Origin of the sequence: Flectobacillus sp. BAB-3569 (assembly GCF_002270355.1) — a bacterium.
Classification (GTDB): domain Bacteria; phylum Bacteroidota; class Bacteroidia; order Cytophagales; family Spirosomataceae; genus Flectobacillus; species Flectobacillus roseus.
On the sequence record NZ_NJFZ01000020.1, the window covers coordinates 26803 to 48444 of the forward strand.

Annotated in this window: 18 protein-coding genes and 1 pseudogene; 10 read left to right on the plus strand and 9 right to left on the minus strand. The window is 35.6% G+C overall.

The window, feature by feature from the left end; translation table 11 throughout:
- Positions 1 to 220: 220 nt before the first annotated feature.
- Positions 221 to 1039, plus strand: coding sequence for a 2,3,4,5-tetrahydropyridine-2,6-dicarboxylate N-succinyltransferase (locus tag BWI92_RS18195; RefSeq protein WP_095165347.1), 819 nt, complete (start codon positions 221 to 223; stop codon positions 1037 to 1039).
- 94 nt (positions 1040 to 1133) lie between these two features.
- On the opposite strand, the gene BWI92_RS18200 is transcribed toward BWI92_RS18195, so the two are convergent.
- Complete coding sequence (locus BWI92_RS18200; RefSeq protein ID WP_095165349.1) at positions 1134 to 2021, minus strand: 3-hydroxyacyl-CoA dehydrogenase family protein; 888 nt, start codon at positions 2019 to 2021, stop codon at positions 1134 to 1136.
- Positions 2022 to 2381: 360 nt separating this feature from the next.
- Here BWI92_RS18200 and BWI92_RS18205 point away from each other — a divergent pair, with 360 nt between their 5' ends.
- The 3 genes from BWI92_RS18205 (at position 2382) to BWI92_RS18215 (ending at position 6228) form a co-directional block, all read left to right on the plus strand.
- Positions 2382 to 3227 (plus strand): S1 RNA-binding domain-containing protein, encoded by an 846-nt coding sequence (locus tag BWI92_RS18205; RefSeq protein WP_095165352.1) that lies wholly within the window; start codon positions 2382 to 2384, stop codon positions 3225 to 3227.
- Between the two features lie 74 nt (positions 3228 to 3301).
- A complete protein-coding gene (locus tag BWI92_RS18210) occupies positions 3302 to 3805 on the plus strand; it encodes a helix-turn-helix domain-containing protein (protein WP_229242041.1) in 504 nt (167 codons plus the stop codon).
- Positions 3806 to 5757: 1952 nt separating this feature from the next.
- Positions 5758 to 6228, plus strand: a complete 471-nt coding sequence (locus BWI92_RS18215; RefSeq protein ID WP_095165356.1) for a nucleoside triphosphate pyrophosphohydrolase family protein — start codon at positions 5758 to 5760, stop codon at positions 6226 to 6228.
- Positions 6229 to 6648: 420 nt separating this feature from the next.
- On the opposite strand, the gene BWI92_RS18220 is transcribed toward BWI92_RS18215, so the two are convergent.
- Together BWI92_RS18220 and gyrA are read right to left on the minus strand one after the other, a co-directional pair.
- On the minus strand, positions 6649 to 8133 hold the full coding sequence (locus tag BWI92_RS18220; RefSeq protein ID WP_095165358.1) for a hypothetical protein: 1485 nt from the start codon (positions 8131 to 8133) through the stop codon (positions 6649 to 6651).
- Positions 8134 to 8275: 142 nt separating this feature from the next.
- Positions 8276 to 10804 (minus strand): DNA gyrase subunit A, encoded by a 2529-nt coding sequence (gene gyrA, locus BWI92_RS18225; protein ID WP_095165360.1) that lies wholly within the window; start codon positions 10802 to 10804, stop codon positions 8276 to 8278.
- A gap of 537 nt (positions 10805 to 11341) precedes the next feature.
- Here gyrA and BWI92_RS18230 point away from each other — a divergent pair.
- A complete protein-coding gene (locus tag BWI92_RS18230; protein WP_095165362.1) occupies positions 11342 to 11845 on the plus strand; it encodes a ribonuclease domain-containing protein in 504 nt (167 codons plus the stop codon).
- Positions 11832 to 12248, plus strand: coding sequence for a barstar family protein (locus BWI92_RS18235; protein ID WP_095165364.1), 417 nt, complete (start codon positions 11832 to 11834; stop codon positions 12246 to 12248). The genes BWI92_RS18230 and BWI92_RS18235 overlap by 14 nt, the downstream gene beginning before the upstream one ends.
- 298 nt (positions 12249 to 12546) lie before the next feature.
- Here BWI92_RS18235 and BWI92_RS28730 read toward each other — a convergent pair whose 3' ends face one another.
- The 5 genes from BWI92_RS28730 to BWI92_RS18255 all read right to left on the minus strand — a co-directional run bounded on the left by BWI92_RS28730 (position 12547) and on the right by BWI92_RS18255 (position 16193).
- Positions 12547 to 13083 (minus strand): substrate-binding domain-containing protein, encoded by a 537-nt coding sequence (locus tag BWI92_RS28730; protein ID WP_310588930.1) that lies wholly within the window; start codon positions 13081 to 13083, stop codon positions 12547 to 12549.
- A gap of 20 nt (positions 13084 to 13103) precedes the next feature.
- Entirely contained in the window at positions 13104 to 13565 is a 462-nt protein-coding gene (locus BWI92_RS28735; RefSeq protein ID WP_310588931.1) for a LacI family DNA-binding transcriptional regulator, read from the minus strand.
- A gap of 57 nt (positions 13566 to 13622) precedes the next feature.
- Positions 13623 to 13973 carry a dihydroneopterin aldolase gene (gene folB / locus BWI92_RS18245; RefSeq protein WP_095165366.1) on the minus strand — a complete coding sequence of 117 codons (351 nt, stop codon included), beginning with the start codon at positions 13971 to 13973 and terminating at the stop codon, positions 13623 to 13625.
- Positions 13974 to 14060: 87 nt separating this feature from the next.
- Positions 14061 to 15272, minus strand: coding sequence for a DivIVA domain-containing protein (locus BWI92_RS18250; protein ID WP_141234834.1), 1212 nt, complete (start codon positions 15270 to 15272; stop codon positions 14061 to 14063).
- 21 nt (positions 15273 to 15293) lie between these two features.
- Positions 15294 to 16193, minus strand: coding sequence for a WD40 repeat domain-containing protein (locus tag BWI92_RS18255; RefSeq protein WP_095165371.1), 900 nt, complete (start codon positions 16191 to 16193; stop codon positions 15294 to 15296).
- 347 nt (positions 16194 to 16540) lie between these two features.
- Between BWI92_RS18255 and BWI92_RS18260 the strand changes: the two genes are divergently transcribed.
- On the plus strand, positions 16541 to 16975 hold the full coding sequence (locus BWI92_RS18260; RefSeq protein WP_095165373.1) for a 4'-phosphopantetheinyl transferase superfamily protein: 435 nt from the start codon (positions 16541 to 16543) through the stop codon (positions 16973 to 16975).
- A gap of 190 nt (positions 16976 to 17165) precedes the next feature.
- On the opposite strand, the pseudogene BWI92_RS18265 reads toward BWI92_RS18260, so the two are convergent.
- Positions 17166 to 18001, minus strand: a pseudogene (locus BWI92_RS18265) (transglutaminase-like domain-containing protein).
- A 574-nt stretch (positions 18002 to 18575) separates the two neighbouring features.
- Here BWI92_RS18265 and galE point away from each other — a divergent pair.
- The 3 genes from galE to rfbA are packed head-to-tail and all read left to right on the plus strand — an operon-like array spanning position 18576 to position 21551.
- Positions 18576 to 19598: a UDP-glucose 4-epimerase GalE gene (galE, locus tag BWI92_RS18270; protein WP_095165903.1), complete on the plus strand. Its 1023-nt coding sequence runs from the start codon at positions 18576 to 18578 to the stop codon at positions 19596 to 19598.
- Positions 19599 to 19619: 21 nt separating this feature from the next.
- Positions 19620 to 20675, plus strand: a complete 1056-nt coding sequence (rfbB, locus tag BWI92_RS18275; RefSeq protein ID WP_095165376.1) for a dTDP-glucose 4,6-dehydratase — start codon at positions 19620 to 19622, stop codon at positions 20673 to 20675.
- Between the two features lie 15 nt (positions 20676 to 20690).
- Positions 20691 to 21551: a glucose-1-phosphate thymidylyltransferase RfbA gene (rfbA, locus tag BWI92_RS18280; RefSeq protein ID WP_095165378.1), complete on the plus strand. Its 861-nt coding sequence runs from the start codon at positions 20691 to 20693 to the stop codon at positions 21549 to 21551.
- Positions 21552 to 21642: the final 91 nt, after the last annotated feature.

Genomic DNA, 21642 nt, shown 5'->3' on the forward strand with positions numbered 1-21642 from the left:
CACAATCAGGTGTTTAACACATCTCATCTCAAGTTAAAATTTAAGTACACTTTCGTCTATTAATTCTTATAAAATCCAGTTTTTTTATTCAAATAACTATACTTTCTTCTCTTAAAAATCACCCTCAAAATCTGATTTTCCTCCACGTATATAGTGTCTGTGTCGGTTAAATATGTTTTCTTTGTGCCTGAATTAAAAATGTATTTATTCACAGTATTCAATGGAAAACGTAAAAGAAATTATCGAGAAGGCTTGGGACGATACTAGCCTCCGCTCAACTCCTGAAACAATACAAGCAATCGAATACGTTGTAGAGCAAGTTGACAAAGGACAACTTCGTACAGCTCAACCAAACGAAGATGGTTCTTGGACTGTTAACGACTGGGTAAAAAAAGCTATCGTAATGTATTTCCCAATTCGTAAAATGGAAGTACAAGAAGTAGGAATCTTTGAATTCCACGATAAGATGAAATTGAAAACTGACTACGCTGGTCTAGGTGTACGTGTAGTTCCTCCTGCAGTAGCTCGTTATGGAGCATATTTAGCTAAAGGAGTTATCATGATGCCTTCTTACGTAAACATTGGTGCTTACGTTGATTCTGGTACAATGGTTGACACTTGGGCTACAGTAGGAAGTTGTGCACAAATCGGTAAAGATGTTCACCTTAGTGGTGGAGTTGGTATTGGTGGCGTATTAGAACCACCTCAAGCTGCCCCAGTAATCATTGAAGATGGCGCATTCATCGGATCAAGATGTATTGTGGTTGAAGGTGCACACATTGGTAAAAGAGCGGTATTAGGTGCTGGTGTAACAATTACAGGTTCTTCTAAAATCATTGATGTAACCGGACCCGAGCCAGTTGAGTATATTGGATATGTTCCTGAAAACTGTGTTGTAATTCCAGGCGGATACACCAAAAGATTCCCTTCAGGTGATTACAATGTACCATGTGCCTTGATTATTGGCAAACGTAAAGAAAGTACAGATTTGAAAACTTCCTTAAATGCTGCTCTACGTGAAAACAATGTAGCTGTTTAACAATAGGAGAGAAGTATATAAATTGAAAGGGCTCGCTAGTGATAGCAAGCCCTTTTTTTATACCATTTTATGAGATGTAAAGCCTTATTAATAGCTACCTGAAGCGTTGTGACACTTCGGCTTCTTTTGAGCCTTTAGCGTACGAATAAAAGCCTTCTCCACTTTTTACTCCTAGTTTTCCAGCTTGCACCATATTCACCAATAGGGGACAAGGAGCGTATTTCGGATTCTTAAATCCATCATACAATACTTTCAAAATCGAAAGGCAAGTGTCCAGACCTATAAAATCAGCTAGTTGCAAAGGTCCCATCGGATGCGCCATTCCAAGCTTCATGATAGCATCTATTTCAGCCACACCTGCCACTCCTTCAAATAAACTTATAATCGCCTCATTAATCATTGGCATCAAAATTCTGTTTGCGATAAACCCTGGGTAATCATTCACAACCACAGGTATCTTATCCAAAGCTTTTGTATATGCATGTACTGCTTGATATGTTTCTTCGCTTGTCGAATAGCCCTTAATGATTTCAACTAGTTTCATCACAGGTACTGGATTCATAAAATGCATTCCTATTACCTTCTCAGGGCGTTGGGTATAAGACGCTATCTGTGTTATAGAGATAGAAGAGGTATTTGTGGCGAGTATACAGGCTTCAGGGCATTGTTTATCTAATTCCTGAAATATAGATTTCTTCAGAGTAGGGGCTTCAGAGACTGCTTCTACCACTAAATCTGCCTTCTGAACGGCTTTCTCAATAGAAGTAAAGGATTCAATCAATAAGATAGTTTTCGATTGAATTTCGGGAGTTATTAGGCCTTTTTTGACTTGTCTCTCAAGGTTTTGTTGAATAATCTTCAGAGCATTTCCTAAAACCTCTTCGTTTGTATCCACAAGAGCTACTTTAAAACCATTTTGAGCAAAAGAATGTGCTATTCCATTTCCCATTGTTCCAGCACCTATTACAGCAATGTTTTTCATATTTAATATCAGTCTGAGTAATTGTAATTAGTTTGTTTGTAAAGTCTCGAAGTAGGAGCAAGAGCAACTGAATAATTGTTCTTGTCTACTTGATGACCTAAAAGTATTGTGACTGGAATTTACAGAAGAATTACTTATACACAAGCTCATTTCAAGACAGTTTTCTTAATTATCTGAAAATCAACAAAATACAACTTGTATATACATGAACAAAAAACACAAAACAATCTTGTATATACAAGATAAAATATTGAGAAAGAATAGGTTAGGAGAGTGTGTAATTTATTCTATCATTAGGGATTCTAACAGAGATATTGCATTTTTGTAAATAGAAATGAATTCAACAAATCAATTAACAAAATGGAAAAACAGAGAGTAGAAATCGCCTTAGGAAAATACAATAATCTAGAGGTGATCAAGGAGCTAGAATTTGGTATGTATTTGGACGGTGGTGATGAGGAAATTCTAATCCCTCGTTCTTATATTCCTGAGGGTACAAAAATAGGAGATTTCATAGATGTGTTTCTCTACAGAGATTCTGAGGATAGGCTTATTGCTACTACCATGAAACCATTTGCACAAGTGGGTGAATTTGCCTATTTGACCGTAAAAGATGTTAATCAATTAGGTGTATTTCTAGACTGGGGTTTGGTCAAAGATCTATTAGTCCCTTTTGGCGAACAATCTCATAAGATGGCCGTAGGAAGAAAATATTTGGTCTACATATATATAGATACTCAAACGGAGCGGATTGTGGCTTCAGCAAAGATTGATCGCTTCCTGCCAAGCGAAAAAATCTCGTTTACAGAAGGCCAGAAGGTTTCAATTCTTCCTTACGAATACACCGACCTAGGTATTAAATGTTTAATTGAAAACAATTGTCAAGGTGTACTTTACAAAAATGAATTATTTAAAAATGTAAACATGGGCAGTTTACAAAGTGCATACATCAAAAAGGTAAGAGAGGATGGCAAAATCGATTTAACATTGGAAATTATCGGATTCGACAGAATTGAAGAATGTAAAATTACATTATTAAACGCTCTTTCCGAGAACAACAAATTCTTAGAATTGAATGACAAAACAGCGCCAGAGATAATTTACGCTAGTTTACAAATGTCAAAGAAGGATTTTAAGAAAGCTGTAGGCGGTTTACTGAAAGAAGGGAAGATTCAATTCCATAATGAAGGTATTTTACTTTTGTAACTATTTAATATTGTAAATCAAACTCTCTCTATTTATATTTGTAAAGTATAATGTAAATTTACATATAACAACAAATGATTTACACTAGTAATATGGATTTAAATAAAAAAATAGAGCAAATAATAGTAGATAAAGGAATGTCTCCAAGTTTCTTTGCAGACGCTATCGGAGTGCAAAGAAGTAGCATTTCTCATATCCTTTCGGGTAGAAATAAACCCAGTTTAGACATTATTCAGAAGATTTTAAGGGTTTTTCCTGATATCAATCGAGATTGGCTACTTTTTGACACAGAAACGCCCTATGATAACCAAGCCATAAATAGCCAACAATCTCCTGTATTTCAGCAAGTTACGCCTCAATTGAGAGAGAACTCTAACGCACGAGAATCGAATAAATTTATGGTGCCTGAGGATAGGATTATACAACAAAATCTCAGACGTAAGGTCGAACGCCCAGAAGTGCCATCTAATCCTGTTACTCCACCTATTTCGGTGGCTCCAGAACCCACAGGAAAGAAAATTGAACGTATTGTTATTTTCTATACAGACGGAACATTTATGGAAAGCAAGCCAATGTAGAGACGGGTTTATCCCGTCTCTTTTTTTGTACTTTTACAAGTGAAGTATACAGCCGTAGTTGTAGTTTGAACCTAAGATACTTTCTCTAATTACTTATAATATATCATTTGTTGTAAATGACTTCTCTACTTTGAATCCCCTCTAAATAATACAATTTCGGAGCCTGAAATCTTATCTTTATTTCTGAATATTTTAGAGGTATTGAGAGGCAATTTTAGCAAGAATTAAGAGAAATAGTACTTATACTTAAGCACACTTAATGATGAATATTTATTCACTTTGAGTATGCTTTTAAACTTACTTACCTACATTACCTTAAAAATATCTTCCTTACCAAGACTCATACCTTCTATAAAATAAGGAGAGAAAACATCTAATTATAAAGTTAGTTCTATCTGTTTTTCATGTAAACTGGCTCCCAAATGGTTAAATGCATGTACAGAAATGTATTATTATCCTACTTTAAATTAGGGCATAGTTACCTATTTTGTATGCAAAAAATGGCACAGAAAGCATCTCTTTTACCAATTTGAAATGCAAAATCGTAGGCTATATTAATGATATTAGGAGAGAATTTTATGCCTAATTGCACAAATATGGGCCAGAATTTATCGATTGTAGTCTAGATATTTTGATAAATTCCAAGCATATTTTGCCCGGAATTCATTAAAAATAGGTCTATTCTATCTATTTATACGAAGTAAAAGACTAGTCTTCCTTTCAAGAAAAATTAAGAAATCATAGTTTGTTTTTTAGTAAAAGTCAGTTCCGAAATCCATATTTTAGGGTCTTTATTTTGCGAAACATTCCAAATAAAGACTCTGGCTTATTCCTATGAAATGGATATGGTCAGATAATTTCTTCCAAAATCGGCGCAAAAATGGCTATTCCTTCTACATTACTTTACCTTATTTATAAGCATCCTAACCCAAGGTTTATGCCTTTACTAACCTGTAATAGTCATTTTCTCAACACTGTGTTTAGCTAATGTTTGAATCCCTCAGAATTAGCTATCCTGATAAAGATTTTACATGATTCTATGTAGCTCATTACTTTCAGCGTTCGCACTAATCCACATACTTTTAAGTGATAATAGGATATATTCCCAAATTATATCACCCTCTAAATACAGCAACTCGGTAGATGATGCAGCTATCTAAACAGATTTTAATTTCTCTACTTATCTCAATGCTTAAGCATCTTCCCGGGGAATCTCTCTCGTTTGAATCCGATCCTATTCCATGAATAAATAATCGAAATAGGTTTAAAAATAAGAGCTAAAAAACATATTTATAACTCGTTTTTGTAGTTACAAATCACCCAAAATAGGGCACTATACACGTTTTTTAGGCGATAGGGGAGGCGTTTTTTGGACATTCAATGCTAGCATTGAGAGATAAAAATAGGGGCTTAAATTCAAAATTTCAGAAAGAGTAGGAGTGATTTCTTTTATTTTTAATTAAATATAGGAGGGAAGGGGTTAATTTTTTCGCTCCGACTCGACTCGATGTTTTCTTCTCTCCATCAATCAACTTTACTTATCTCTACCTCTGTTCTGCACTCATTCCTACTCTCAGTTGAATAAACTATCCCCTTCAATTTACGTCCTTTCCTATCCTACATCAACAATTAATTGATAAACAAGTCATTAGCTTACCTTCGATTCTCACGATATAATTTAGTATTATTCCGTGAAACCTATTAATATTCAGAAAATGTTCCACGTGGATATATAAGTGACTGACACACAAATTATTACAACAAAAGAAGAATATTTAGTTTTTACGTAGAATTGCAGACATATCAAATCAAATAAAGGATTTATTTATGGCTAGGTATATATAATATTATGAAGAAATAGAATAATGAAGGACTTTTGGCAATGATTGCTTAAATTGCATTGTATTAAAGCCCCATGAGGGAAGCCATAAAATTAAAAACGATAAGTATAAATGGAAAAGTTAGATTCGTTGAACCAGGTTGCTGCATTTCATAAAACTTTCAAAGCGCCGATTCTGGATACGCCACAAGTACCATCTGAAGATAGAAGTAAGCTACGTGTAAGTTTGATAGCTGAAGAGTTGAAGGAATTAGAAGATGGTATCAGAAATAATGATATTGTAGAAATCGCTGATGCGCTATGTGATATTCAATATGTATTGTCGGGTGCCGTTCTTGAGTTTGGACTTGGAAATAAATTTGTTGAATTGTTCAACGAAGTACAGCGCTCAAATATGAGTAAGGCATGTCAGACAATTCAGGAAGCTGAAGCTACTGTAAAGTTTTATTTCGATAAAGATGGAACAGAAGCATTTATTGAACCAGACGGTGAGCAATTTTTGGTTTACAGAAAATCAGACAATAAGATTCTTAAATCAATCAATTATTCTCCAGCCAACTTGGAAGCCATTCTGAGTAAATAAATCGCACAGAAGCCAAATATATGCGGTATTTGAAGCCCCTGAGAATCGTTTATTTGAGAGTGATCTTCAGATGGTTTCGAATACCGCATTTTTATTTAAACCTAAACGCCTTCAAATTATCGTTAAAAGGTGCTTTTTAACTCATAAAATAAAAATTTGCTGGTGTTATATTGAGAGGGCTTAAGAGAATTGAGACCATCATATGACCAATATAGTAAAACAGCCTGTACCCCGATAAAGTGCTGAAATTGATAGATTTAGACATAAAAACAAATGTTTCATAATTTATATTATGTTAAATAGAACTTTAGGTAATTTGCGGTCTATCATAAAACCTACTTATTTAGCCATATTACTAGACAACAAAAAAGCCCGACGATTTTTCGTCAGGCTTTTTTGATACTCTTATAAATGATTGAATTACTCACCTAATTCTTTCAATTTATCTTCCATTTTCAATACACGGTACAATTGCTTAAGGTTTTCTTTCACATCTTCCTCTTTCTTCAAAGAATATGCTTTTTCGAAGTACTTCAATGCTTCTTTGAATTTGTCATCTCTAGTAGCTTCAGCAGCTTTTCCATCTTTCTTGTACTCGTCCATACCCATGTCACCTACTTTCTTGTTTAAGATAACTGCCTCATTGAAAGCAATTACACCTAAGTTATAGTTAACATCGTAGTTATTTGGATCTACTTTAAGAGCTTTGTCATAATTAGCCAAGGCACTAGATTTTGCAGCTTTTTGTTTTTCCTGAAGATCTGTCATTTTTGCAGTCAACTCAGCTGCATTACCTGCATTAGCAGATTTTTTAGCTAGTTCAGCGTTCAAATTGTCAAGCTCTACTTTCTCGGCATCTCTCTGCTTTGTGATTTCAGCAATTTGTTTCTTAGTATTTACTGCTGATTTAGGATCTTTCTTGATTTTATCTGTCAAACGTTTGATTTCAGATTCAAAAGCATCTACTTTATCTTTTTGAGCAGCAACTTTCTTCTTCACTCCTTCTACGTCAAATTCAGCTAATTTCTCTTTAACTTCGCGAATCTCAGCATTGTACTGTTCTGCTTTGTTATCGAATAAAATGGCCAAGTTTAATACAGTTTGAACATTACTTGGATCTTTTTCAACTACAGCAGATAATTCAGAAATCGCAGAATCAATTTTCTTGAACGCCAAATACATATTGATTTTCTCGTTCTTCAAATCTTTGTTAGCTGGGTTAATTGAAATACCCTTTTCCAAAGTAGCTAATGCTTTATCTTCGTTTTTCTCATCTTTGTAGATTTGAGCCAAGCTGTAGTAAATACCTGGATCTTTACCTCCTAATGAAATAAATTTCTCGAAACCAACTTTTGCAGCGTCATTTTCTTTTGCCATTTGACCAATGATACCTGTATACATTGCCGCAGTAGTATCTTTTGAGCCAATTTCTGATGCCATTTGAAGATCTTTCAACGCACCTGAGTAATCTTTAGACTGGTATTTAGCAATACCTGCGTTCATAAACGCACCGTACAATTTCATACCTTCACCTTCTGCTTTACCTTCTTTGTTATAAGCAACTGATAAGTATTTCTTTGCAGCAGCAGCAGTTGATCCCTCTTTACCGTTTACAACATCCAATGAAATTGCTTTCTTTAAAGATTCTACAGCAATAAATCCAGCATTAGGAACTTGATTCGTTAATTCTGCATCTTGTGAGTTTGCCAAGTCAAGATAAGCTTCTGCTCTTGTCAACCAAGTCTTTGCTTTTAATGAATCTTTTTTAGTAATCGCTTCGTCTACTTTCTTTTTTGCATCTAAGATTGTTTTGCGGTTTGCCTCCAGAAGCAATTTGTCTGTTTGGGCATACGATGCTCCTCCAGTTGCAGCAACAGCGAAAAGAGCAAATGTGAGTTTTCTCATTGTTTGGTAAATGGTTTGATTAAAAAATGAAATAGCAGTTAATAGTAATGCTATTTTGGCAAAAAGCCAAAGTTGTACTAAGAAAATAAATAGCTAGGGGGATTTTGAATTGCTTCTATCCTACCCTAGCTATCTAAATTTATTACTCTGCCGAAGCAGTATCGTCTGATTCATCATTGATAACTACATCAGAATCAGTCTCTTGAATTTCCTCTGGATCTTTTACAATTTTAGTAACAGATGAAATCTCGTCAGACTCGTTTTTCAAACGAATTAACTTCACACCTTGTGTATTTCTGCCCATTACTCTTAAGTCTGCTACCGCAATTCGAATCAAGATACCAGCTTTTGTAATAATCATCAAATCATCATTGTCAGTAACATCCTTGATGGCTACTAGGTTTCCAGTTTTGTCAGTGATATTCAATGCTTTCACACCCTTACCACCACGGTTTGTCAAACGATATTCTTCCACATCTGAACGTTTACCAAAGCCTTTTTCTGAAACCACCAATAACTGCTGAGTCTCAGGACTTTCTACGCAAACCATGCCAATAACTTTTTCACTAGGATTTTCTTCATCAAGCCAGATACCTTTCACACCAGCCGCTGAACGACCCATCGGACGAACACGGTTTTCTTCAAAGTGAACTGCACGACCTGAGTTAGTAGCGATAATAATATGGTTGTTGCCATTTGTCAATGCTACATCCAATAATCTATCTCCTTCACGGATTGTTACAGCAATGATACCGTTTTGACGAGGACGAGAATACGCTTCAAGAGATGTCTTCTTGATTGTACCATCCTCTGTACACATTACGATAAAGTTGTTGTTGATATAATCGGCATCCGTAATAGACTTCACATTAATAACTGAGCGAATTGAATCTCCACTCTCGATATTCATTAAGTTTTGTACTGGACGACCTTTGGCATTCTTCGAACCTTCAGGAACTGCATATACACGCAACCAGAAACATTTACCTTTTTCAGTAAAGAATAAAAGCCAGTTGTGCATAGTTGCAGTAAACAAATGCTCAGTGTAATCATCGTCTTTGGTAGCTACAGCACGAGAACCTACACCACCACGACTTTGAGCTTTGTACTCAACCAAAGGAGTACGTTTGATATAGCCTTGTGCCGAAACTGTAATCAACATTTCATCATCAGCAATCATATCCTCAACAGAGAACTCATCGTCTGTCATGTTGATTTGCGTACGACGCTCATCTCCATAACGTTCTTTAATTTCTGTCAATTCTATCTTGATAATTTCTAACTGTCTTTCAGGACGGGCTAAGATATCCTCTAAGTCTTTGATTTGCTTTTGAATCTCTTCGTATTCAGCCATAATCTTGTCACGTTCCATACCTGTAAGGCGTTGGAGACGCATCTCAAGAATTGCTTTTGCCTGAATTTCAGAGAGGTTAAATGATTGCATCAATCCAGCTTGTGCTGTATTTGGATCGCGAGATTCACGAATCAACTTGATAACAGCATCAAGATTGTCTAGTGCAATAATAAATCCTTGCAAAATGTGTGCACGCTTCTGAGCTTCTTTCAAATCGTACTGTGTACGGCGAACGATTACCTCATTACGGTGCTCAACAAAATAATGAATCAAATCTTTCAAATTCAATGTCATCGGGCGACCTTTTACCAAGGCAACGTTGTTAACACTGAATGAAGATTGAAGAGCTGTATGTTTGTACAGGTTATTCAATACAACGTTTGGAACAGCGTCACGTTTTAAATCAAAAACCACACGCATCCCCTGACGGTCAGATTCATCACGAATCTCAGAGATACCTTCAATTCTCTTATCATTTACCAAATCTGCGCATTGTTTGATCAAGGCAGCTTTGTTTACCATGTATGGAATTTCAGAAACAATAATTTGCTCTTTACCAGTTTTAGAAGTTTCGAAGGTAGCATTTCCACGAACCACCACACGACCACGACCAGTTTCGAAAGCATTCTTAATCCCCTGAACACCATAGATAGTACCACCAGTTGGGAAATCTGGAGCCTTGATATACTCCATCAATTCAGGAATCGTGATATCTCTATTGTTGATGTAAGCAGTGATACCATCCACAACTTCACTCAAATTATGAGGAGCCATGTTGGTAGCCATACCTACTGCGATACCAGAAGTACCATTCAACAAAAGGTTAGGGATTTTTGCAGGGAGAACTGTAGGCTCTTCAAGTGAATCGTCAAAGTTTGGTTGAAAATCAACAGTTTCCTTATTGATATCTCCCAATAGCTCTTCAGCGATACGCTTTAAACGAGCTTCAGTATAACGCATTGCAGCTGGTGAGTCACCATCAATTGAACCGAAGTTACCTTGACCGTCTACCAATGGATAACGTAAAGACCACTCTTGAGCCATACGAACCATGGTATCATAAACTGATGAGTCACCATGTGGGTGATACTTACCAAGCACCTCTCCTACAATACGAGCTGATTTCTTATAAGCTTTATTATAATTGACGCCTAGCTCATCCATTCCAAATAGCACACGGCGGTGTACCGGTTTCAAGCCGTCGCGGACGTCAGGTAATGCACGGGATACAATTACGGACATTGAATAGTCAATGTACGCTCCCCGCATTTCGTCTTCAATGTTGATGGGGATAATGTTACTAATTTGATCTGACATATTCTTTGATTATGTATTTCGGGAATGAAATTCAATAGTTATTTCTGTTTTCACCTTTCATTCCTTATTAATCATGGATAATATTGGAAAGTTTAGTAGATGTTGAGATAAACTAAATGCCAAAAATTAGCCTATATATACAAATTTCGTGAATTTTTCGGGGGTTTGCAAATATCAGACCAGTTAGTATATAACTGGTACATTGATTTTAATTGGTTTCTAATTTTTCTAAAACTGAGCTTAAAATTAGCTTGAGATACTTAAAAGGTAAATTAACTCTAAAACCGACTTCAGTATCCAAATTTCAACTATCTATCCTCCTGATAAACAACAATTCTAGAACACCATATTGAAGCTGTAAATTTTACATCTCTATTTCAAGGTTGATTTTCCGTAATTTAAGTAGTTGTTTTTACTTAGGATAATTTTGATTTTATGAATCTTAAATAAATGACTAATTTTTGTAGATTTACATCTATAAAGTAGGAATGAAAGGTTCTATCATTCATTTCTAAAACAATTAACCAATAAAGTTTTATGTTAAAAACCAAGATTCAGTATTTGCTATTGGTCTTTGCCCTGCTGGTAGGATTTAATTGGCAAAGCTATGCAAAGTATTTCTCAGAAAGTATCCATCGCGTTGAGAAACAGAATGATTACAGAAAGAAGAAACACAAAAGGAAAAAGGACAATAACAGTCAAAATAATACTGACCAAATTAAGTCCAATGGCGACATTCCAAGTAAAGTGTATGAGGTACTGTCGCATATAAAATCTAGTGGTAAGCCAATCGAAGGTTATGTAGGCGGCAGAAAGTTTGGTAATTATGAAAAGTTATTACCGCAAGAAGATGAAGAAGGTCGGAAGATTCAGTACCAAGAGTGGGATGTAAATCCAAAAGTAGAAGGCAAAAATCGAGGTACAGAAAGAATTGTTACAGGCTCAGACGGAAAAGCATATTATACAAACGACCATTACAGAAGTTTTCAAATAATTCCAAATTCTAAACAAACCAGTAAATCAAATCATGGCAAATTTTAAAATATTGAGTGAGCTTTGTGTGTTAGTGCCAAATGAAAGTCAAGTTTTAGTTTATGTGGATGGCGAGGAAAATTTGACTATCGAACAATTTTATACTACGATATCAAAACAACTACAGTTCCCTTCAGATTTTGGCTCAAACCTTGATGCCTTCGACGAAATGTTAAATGATTTGTCTTGGTTGGCTCAAAATGAAATTTTTATTGTATTCAGAAATTATGATGATTTCTTGGCAGACGAAAATGATGAACTAAGAGAAATTCTCTTAACAATCATGGATGATGCCGCTGAAGAATGGAAAAGTGACGCAGGTACAAAATCATTAAAAATTCTTATTGAACCTTCTGAATTGGGAGTGGATGATTTAGAAACGATTGGAATTTCTTATGAAGATGAAGCCTAATAAACCCTCGCTCCTATTCAAAAGTGCTAAGGCCTGACAATCGCATGAGACTCAAATGAACCACCATAAGGTCTATTTTTAGTATTTTACACGATTCTCAGGCGCTTCAAAACCCTAAAAAAGGCTATTTTTACCCAAAATCTGGGGTAAAAATAGCCTTTTTTAATAATCTTAGAATTATCAATTTCGCACAAACAGCTGAAAATCAACTACTTGCAAAATAATTGTTTTTTTGCTCAGAATTGAAGATTTTAGTCAAAAAACAAAAAAACGTACTTTATTCAAGTACGTTTTTTACTTATTTTCTTCTTGAGGATTCTCGAATTACAAGATGAGTTTTTAAAACTCGTACCTGAGGTTTATAAAATTCTTGTCCATCCTCTATTTGATTAATTAATAAGGAAGTTGCGATACGACCAATTTCAGTAGTCGGTTGTGCAACGCTAGAAAGAGTTGGCGTTAGAAAACTGCAAATAGGTTCGTCATTAAAACTTACTACTGATACATCATCAGGAACTGATATCCCTTTTGAACGCAACGCCATCATGGAGCCTACTGCCAATCTATCACTTACTACAACCAAGCCATCTGGTCTATCGGTTAGATTCATCAATCCATGAGTCAAGGCAATTGCTTTATCTAAATTATATTCCCCATGCACAATTAGCTCATCCTTAAAAGGAATATTCAAATCTTGAAGAGCCTTTCTGTATCCTTCGATTCGTTGATTGCTCACCGTGACACTTCTTGGACCTGCCAGGAAAGCAATTTCCCGACAACCATTTTGATAAAGATGAATAACAGCCTCATAGGCAGCACCAACATTGTCGACCATAACTTTAGAAACATCTATCCCTACAGCATCCCTATCAAAAAAACAATGGGAATACCTTTTCTAATAAGTCTATTAATATGGTCATAATTTGAAGTTTCCTGAGAAAGCGAAATAATAAAACCTTCCACTTGCCCTCTTGATAAGGTCTGTAAGTTTACCAACTCCCGCTCATAGCTTTCACCTGTTTGCGTCAATAGTAAAGTATAGCCTCTATACAAGGCCTCTGCCTCGATACCTTTTATAACAGATGAGAAAAAATGATACCCTAAGTCAGGCACTATAACACCTAAGGTCTTAGTTCTACTTTTCACTAAACTTGTAGCTAGAACATTTGGTTGATAGTCCCATTCTTTTGCCAAATCAAGAACAGCCTGACGGGTTTCAGGTTTGATATCAGGCATATCTCTCAGTGCCCGAGAAACTGTAGCAACTGAAATATTCAAATGCTTGGCGATATCCTTGATTGTTACTTGATGAGCCATAGAGGTGAATTACTTTTGGTAAATAAATAAACAAATATAAGCAAGTTTTTATGCAAATCAGCCGATTACGGTAACTTTTGCACGAGTGCAAACACCTCCAATTGGTGGGTTAAATTTAGAAACTGCCACCTGCACTTGCTGAACATTAGGATAAATTTTACGGATTTCATCTATAATTAATTGACCTACATGCTCCAACAACTTAGATTTTGTTTGCATGACTCCTGCAATAATTCTATACAAATCTTCGTAGTTAACCGTATCTTTTAGCTTATCATTTTGCGCAGCGGACGAAAAATCAACAGATATTTTTACATCTATTTGATAACGATTACCAATTTTACGTTCTTCTTCATAGTATCCATGATAGGCAAAAAACTCAAGTCCTTCTAATTCAATAGTTCCCATTTAAAATGATAATTTAATTTGACCGAAAATATAAAGAGTCAGGCAGTTGTGCTACCTGACTCTATGAAAATTGTTTTGTATTCTTTTTTAAAAAGCATCAAAGAAAGAACCTCCCCCATTGGCAATTCCACCAGGGTTATCCTTCTTCAATTCTTCCATAACAGATGATACCGTAGGAAGCCCTTTGGTATCGCCAGTTTTTTTAATTTTCTTAATGAACTTATAAGGATCCTTAGCCTGCGAACTTTCTTCAGCATTCTCCTCATTTGAAATAATCTCTTCAGTTACACCCACCTTATTTTCTTCGATTATTTCGTTTACTTCCGAAACTGCTTCGATAGTTGATTCAGATTCAGCAACTTCTGTAGATTCTGGTTGTTGGATCAAACTCTCCAGTAATGGATTATCAATGACATCTGCTTCACTCTCCAGAATTGAAGATAAAGATGGAAGTTTTTCTTCACTTGAAAAAGCTGATACTTCATGCTCATCTTGCAAAACAGAAGATACGGTTGGAAGTTCGCCTTCTTCTTCATCAAAAAGATCAACTTCTTGAGCGAGGCTTTCAGTGGTAGTTAACAGTTCTTCTTTTTCTGTATAAACTTCCGTTGACTCTTCCACAATAGCGCTTGGTTCAGTTACAACTGAGACAATTTCTTCTGGCTGAATAGTGTCTACTTCGGCAGAAATTGTTGTACGCTCTTCAAATTTCGAAATTTTATCTAGTGTATCTGTTGCAAATTTCTTCAACTCTAAGACCAAGAGATCTTTGTATTTTTCGAGAGACTTAGTGTCTCTTTCGAATGTAATCAATTTAGAGTCAGCTTCTTCAACCAAAAAGGCAGCACGAGCTTCAGCATCGGCAACGGCAATATTAGATTGACGTTTGGCGTCTTCCTCAATCTGCAAGGCTTCGGCTTTTGCTTCTTCGATAATTTTTTCAGCAGTAAGTTTTGCATCATCAATTATCTTTGAGGCTTCCAGATGAGCTTTTTCATTAATTTCTTTTTGAGCTTCCTCTGCAACTTTAATAGTCTTGAAAAGGCTAGATTCTATCTCCTTCACACGAGTGACCTCTTGCTCAGCTTTATCAAGTAATTGTTTAGTCACTCTTACCTCTTCGGCAACTCTCTCCCATTCTTGAGAAAGCGAAAGTAAAAAAGCGTCAACCGATTCGGTGTCATAGCCACGAAAACTTTTATCGAAGGTATGTTGTCTAATTTCTAAAGGAGTAATTCTCATATATCTTTTATTTTTATTGCGGCAAATAGTTTTTGGTTTATAAACTATATCCCACAAAGGAATAGCTAAATATTTAGTCTATGCAATTTTCCAAACAGAGACATTTCTATCGTCGGAGCCAGAAATTAAAAATGAAGATTCTTTTAACCAAAGAAGCTTGTTAACCGACGTCCCATGACTAGCATGGCGAGCTTTGTCAATTACCTTTTTCAGTTTAAAGCTTTCACTGTCCCAAACTTTTATCGATTTGTCCATGCTACATGTAGCAAAAAGCGGTAAATCGGGATGAAAGCAAATATCATTTATGGCAAACAAATGAGCGACAATATCCTGTTGAAGTTGATAATTTTCGGAAACATTCCAAATTTTCAGATGCGCATCTCTCCCTCCAGTTAACAGAAATTTATAATCAGGAGAATACTTAACCGTAAACACTGAGTTTGTATGCGCTTCAACTACTAATTTCAATGAAAAATCGGTTAAATCAAATATTTTAACCGTAAAATCACTATAGCCAACTGCAATTTCTTGGGTTACTGGATTAAAATCAATAGTTCTAACACTCTTATCTGAAGCTTTTATGTGTTTGCGTATAGACAACAAATCCATATCTATCACGACAATAGTACCATCAGATAGACCTACAAAAGCCTGATTATCAAACAATTTTATAACAAAAATAGAAGTGTTTGTTATCTTTAATGAACCTATTTCTTTTTTGTTCATGATATCCAAAACCTGAATACCATCGAAGTTTTGCCCAATCCACAAGTGATTGCGTTTTTCATCAAACGCTAGAGCATATACAGATGTTGGAATCTTAGCAAATAATTCTCCAGTATCTGGTTGGTTTACATTCCAACGCACAACCAAGCCATCACCTCCCGATGAAAAAAACTGGTTGTGGCTATTTCCTTTTTCCAAGGCATACACGCAGTCGCGATGTCCAGAAAAAGTATCAAATTTTTCTACTAACATATACGCAAATTTTCCTCATTTGGTTGAACAAACAAGGTTTTATAGTACAAAAGTACTTGTTTTCTTACCAACCTCAAAACTCCTATAAAAGGTTTTGAAGAGTTTAAAAAGTTTCTGAAATTTGAAGTTCATTTCATTCATACGCTATTTATGCCCATTTTTTTAATCAAAAACTAAGCAAAAGTCAAATTCTTTGTGTCTGGAAAATTGAGGAAGATATTTCATTTTATACTGCATATCTAGGTATTTCTGAAAATCAAATTGAAGAATTTTCTAATAGTACGCATCCTCAAAAGCAACTAGAATGGCTAGCAAGTAGAACTTGCCTGAAATTTGCATGTCAAGAAATGGGAATTGAGTTTTTAGGTGTTTGGAAAGACGAATTTTCGAATCCTTGTTTAGTAAATCATTATGCAAATATCTCGATAACTCATGCAGAAAAATTTGCTGCCATTAGTATCGATTTGGAAAAGCCTGTTGGCTTAGATACTGAGAAAATTTCTAGTAAGTTGGAACGAGTAGCCAAACGCTTTTTGTCTGAAAATGAGACAAATGCGCTCGATGGAACTCCAGAACAAATTGGCGTTTACTGGTGTGCGAAAGAAAGTTTGTACAAATGGTACGGCAAAAAGAAAATGAGCTTGAGAGATAATATTTATATCAAACCATTCGTAAGTAAAACCGATCAGATTGTAGGTTATGTGGATTTTGAAGAAGTGAAAGAAGAACTAGCTTTAAAAGTTTTTTATTGGGAAGACTATATCCTAACCGTGACTATATAAATTGAGGGAGCTGTGATTGAGTAAATGTGTGATTATTTTCAATATGAATTTTATGGTAGAGACGCAATACTTTGCATCTAGAGTTTACTCATTTCAGCATCAAAAAAGCGGTCGAAAATATTTCGACCGCTTTTTTGATGAAAACTTAGAGAATAATCCCAATCTTAAAATTCGGGATAACTTATTTTTCTTAGGCTATTAATTGCATCAAAATTGCATCTAATTCTTTTACTTTTTCTGTATCGCCTATTTTTTCAAAAGCAATAATTAAGTTTCGCAACACTCGTCTGACAATGTCGATATTTTCACAAGGTTGATAAAAAATCTCTTCTTGACCTATATTCAACTGTTGCAAATAATTATCAATGTCGGTTTTACTAAAAACTAGTCCCCTATTAAACACATTAATGTAAAACTGTACCTTCTCTGTTTTGTAAGTCAGAATGAACAAATTAGGAAGATTTACACCATAAATCGGCAGTTTAAGTTTCTGAGCAACAAGCATATAAATCACACACAATGAAATTGGATTTCCTCGGTGCGAATCTAATACCACGTTGATCATCGAGTTAGATGCTGAATGAAAATGTTTGGTATTTGCGCCAAATTTATGCTTTGAAAAAAACACATGATTTAATGCTTTTATCTGATCCATCGGATGCATATCATCTCTTAATTCAGTCCATGCATCCAGATATAATGCATTAATATCAGCTTCTAGTTTTTCCAAAGACAGTTCTGGATATTGATAGGTTGCGATAGCCCACATGCCTTTCAAAATATCCTGCGCTCCCGTATCATACCATTCAACTACCCTTTTTCGAAAGAATTAAATTGTAAATCATGAATTAAATCCTCTAACTTTCTCTGAATCACAGGACTCAGCGAGGACTCCTCCCATCTGTCTTCTAAATATGGTATAATATTTCCCCCCAAAGATTTAATCTTTGATTCAACCATCGTTACCACCTCCGAATCATCGTCATCCAATAACGAAACTAAGGCCTTCAGTTCTGAATCTCTCAACTCCATAAAATAGACATTATAATTTATGAATAAGCTTTTGTTTACAGTACGGTATTTTATCTATACCTCACTCCTCCATTTAGGTAATATTTTAAAAACCCCTCGTCAAAAACTCATAATATTTGATAAACACAATTTAAGCGAATGAGTTCACATCTCCATCTATTTTTGGAGAATTATTATTTCTTGTCCATAGATGCAAATGGTATTAGCACAACCGTTTGTACATGAAGTCTTGAGGAAGGTAGAAAAATTAACTACTAACATATAAAACACTGACAACCAATAATATACAAATTAATATTAGTCAATCAATAGGCTATTAGACCTTATTCTACAAACGCCTTATTGTCCTTAATCAGGAGAATTTCAAGCCTATTTTGTCTTGAAAATTGTAAATTTGTACTGAAAATTCTAAAAAATAAAGCTGTTTTAAAGGTAAATATTATCTGAAAAGTTGCTACAAAACTTGATAAATATTACCAAATACTCACAATTCAAAAATATAATTTTTTTTAGATTTCGATATTATTAACTTTGTTATTGAAAGCAAATCTTTCTTAATCTTACCATGATGAAAATACTTGTAACTGGAGGGGCTGGATTCATCGGCTCACACACTGTTGTTGAGCTACATCACGCTGGCTATGAATCTATTATCTTCGACAACTTTTCAAATTCTGAAAAAGCGGTGCTTGCGGGACTCGAAACTATTATTGGGAAACCAGTAACATGTTATGAAGCAGACATCAATGACCCTGCTGCTTGGGATAAAGTTTTTACAGAAAATAAAATTGATGGTATTATTCACTTTGCTGCATTCAAGGCAGTTGGAGAGTCGGTAAGTGAGCCGTTGAAATATTACAGAAATAACGTAGCAGCTACTGTTTTGATGTTGGAAAAAATGGAGGAACATAAAGTTTCCAATCTAGTATTTTCTTCATCGTGTACTGTTTATGGTCAGCCTGAGGCATTACCAGTAACAGAACTATCGAAGGTACAGCCTGCAAACTCCCCGTACGGCAACACAAAACAGATTTGTGAAGAAATTATCAAAGACACTGTTGCTACAAATAGAGGTTTGAAAGCCATTTCACTCAGATATTTTAACCCAATTGGAGCACATGAAAGTACACTAATCGGTGAATTGCCTTTGGGAGTTCCTGCCAATTTAGTACCTTTCATTACTCAAACGGTAGCAGGTTTGCGTGGACAGTTGTCAGTGTTTGGTGATGATTATCCTACTGCCGACGGTACTGCAATTCGTGATTACATCCATGTAGTAGACTTGGCAAAAGCACACGTTGCGGCTTTAGCACTTTTATTGAAACAACAAGAAAAGACAACATATTATGATTATTTCAATATCGGCACTGGTACAGGTAGCTCGGTTTTGGAAGTAATCACAGCTTTTGAAACAGCTACTGGCTTGAAAGTGGATTATGCGATTAAACCAAGAAGAGAGGGTGATGTTACAGCAGTGTATGCTGATTGTAGCAAATCTAACGAGATTTTGGGTTGGAAAGCTGAAAAAACTTTGACAGAGGCACTTGGCGATGCTTGGAAATGGCAACTTGCTGTGGTAAATCGTAAGTAATTTTATTAGAAAAATAATACAATGAAAAAAATTCTCATTACAGGTGGCGCTGGTTTTATAGGCTCTCATGTGGTAAGGTTGTTTGTGACCAAGTACCCAGAATACCAAATCTTCAATCTTGATAAATTGACTTATGCAGGTAATTTGGCAAACTTGACAGATATCGAAAATCAACCAAACTATACTTTTGTGAAAGGCGATTTGGTAGATGCCCCATTTGTTGACGCACTTTTTGCTGAACATAATTTTGACGGTGTTATTCACCTTGCTGCCGAGTCACACGTAGACCGTTCAATTACAGACCCAATGGCTTTTGTTTTGACAAATGTAGTTGGTACTGTAAACCTGTTGAACGCTGCCAAAAATACTTGGAAAGGCAATTATGATGGCAAAAGATTTTACCATGTTTCAACAGACGAAGTTTATGGTGAGTTACATAACCCTGAAGATTTCTTTACTGAAACTACAGCTTATGACCCACGTTCGCCATATTCTGCTTCAAAAGCATCTTCAGACCATTTTGTGAGAGCATATGGAAATACCTACAAAATGCCTGTAGTGATTACCAACTGTTCAAACAATTACGGACCTAATCACTTCCCTGAGAAGTTGATTCCTTTGATGATTCATAACATCCTCAATAACAAACCTCTACCTGTATATGGTAAGGGAGAGAACGTCCGTGATTGGTTGTTTGTAATTGACCATGCTCGTGCAATTGATACGGTATACCACAAAGGCGTCCTTGGTGAGACTTACAATATTGGTGGTTTTAACGAATGGAAAAATATTGACCTAGTAAAACTTCTTTGCTCGGTGATGGACAAAAAGTTAGGTCGTGCAGAAGGTACATCTGAGCAACTTATTACTTATGTAACCGATCGTGCAGGACATGATTTACGTTATGCTATCGATGCAAACAAAATCATGAAAGAGTTAGGTTGGGAACCATCTCTTCAGTTTGAAGAAGGTTTGGAGAAAACCGTAGATTGGTTCTTAGCTAATACAGAATGGTTGGACAACGTAACTTCTGGTAATTACCAAAAATATTACGAAACCATGTACGAGAATCGTTAATAAACTGATATTGATATGAAAGGTATTATTTTAGCTGGTGGCTCAGGCACCCGACTTCATCCTTTAACTTTGGCCGTAAGTAAACAGTTAATGCCTGTTTATGACAAGCCGATGATTTATTACCCGCTATCAATTTTGATGTTGGCGGGTATTAAAGAAATTTTGATTATCTCAACCCCACACGACCTCCCTAATTTCGAAAAATTATTGGGTGACGGTTCACAAATTGGTTGCAAATTCAGCTACGCAGTTCAACCAGAACCAAACGGCTTGGCGCAGGCTTTTGTGATTGGAGAAGAATTCATTGGAAATGATAAAGTTGCCTTAGTGTTAGGTGATAATATCTTCTACGGTTCAGGTTTGAGTAAATTATTGCAAGCTAACAACGACCCAGATGGAGGTGTTGTATATGCCTACCAAGTACATGACCCAGAACGTTATGGTGTGGTAGAATTTGATAATGACTTTAATGTTCTTTCTATTGAGGAAAAACCAATAGAACCAAAATCAAACTATGCTGTTCCAGGTTTGTATTTCTATGACAATGAGGTAGTTGAGATTGCTAAAAACATAGCACCATCTCCTCGTGGAGAATATGAAATTACAGATGTGAACAAGGTTTATTTGGAAAGAGGTAAATTGAAAGTTGGTGTATTGAATAGAGGAACTGCTTGGTTAGATACTGGAACCTTTGCTTCATTGATGCAAGCAGGTCAATTTGTTCAAGTAATCGAGGAGCGTCAAGGACTTAAAATTGGTTGTATTGAAGAAGTAGCCTACAGAATGGGCTTTATCGATGCAGAACAATTACGTACTGTAGCTACGCCATTAGTAAAAAGTGGTTACGGAAAATACTTATTAAACTTATTGAAGTAAGGTAGTAATGCTTTGCATCTAATAATATATCATCCGATATTCAAGTATCAAAAAAGCGGTCGAAAAGTATTTTCGACCGCTTTTTTGATTT